Origin of the sequence: Stutzerimonas stutzeri (genome assembly GCF_000952685.1) — a bacterium.
GTDB lineage: Bacteria > Pseudomonadota > Gammaproteobacteria > Pseudomonadales > Pseudomonadaceae > Stutzerimonas > Stutzerimonas stutzeri_E.
In genome coordinates this window covers 1-462 of sequence record NZ_JYHV01000040.1, presented here as the reverse complement: position 1 = coordinate 462, position 462 = coordinate 1, and the positions used below count along the sequence as shown (strand labels likewise).

Annotated in this window: 1 protein-coding gene; it reads right to left on the bottom strand. The window is 62.8% G+C overall.

From position 1 onward, the window contains the following. Positions 1-462, bottom strand: a 462-nt coding sequence (locus UF78_RS23045) for a YDG domain-containing protein (RefSeq protein ID WP_045164452.1), incomplete at both ends; no start/stop codon positions are given.

Below are 462 nucleotides of genomic sequence, written 5' to 3'. Positions count from 1 at the left end.
TTTGTCGACCACATCGGCCGTGGCGGTCAGGGTCTTCTTGTCGATGTCGGCGGTGCCTATCTGCGCGCCGGTGTCGAAGGCATAGTTGTTCGCCTCATCGCCGGTCAGAGCGATGCCCGAGCCGCTTACCGATTTATCCAGGCCTGCGTTCTTGTCAACGAACGAGCCCGTGCTGCCACTGGTGTTCACCTTGCCGGCGTCGCCGGCCACCACGCCGATCAGCTGCACATTGCTGAGATCTGCGCCGGTGGTGCCGTCGTAGACCTTGTCGGCCACATCGGCCGTGGCGGTCAGGGTCTTCTTGTCGATGTCGGCGGTGCCGATTTGCGCACTGGTATCGAAGGCGTAGTTGTTCGCCTCGTCGCCAGTCAAAGCGATGCCCGAGCCGCTTACCGATGCATCCTGGCCCGCATTCTTGTCGACGAAGCTGCCGGTCGAGCCACTGGTGTTCACCTTGCCGGC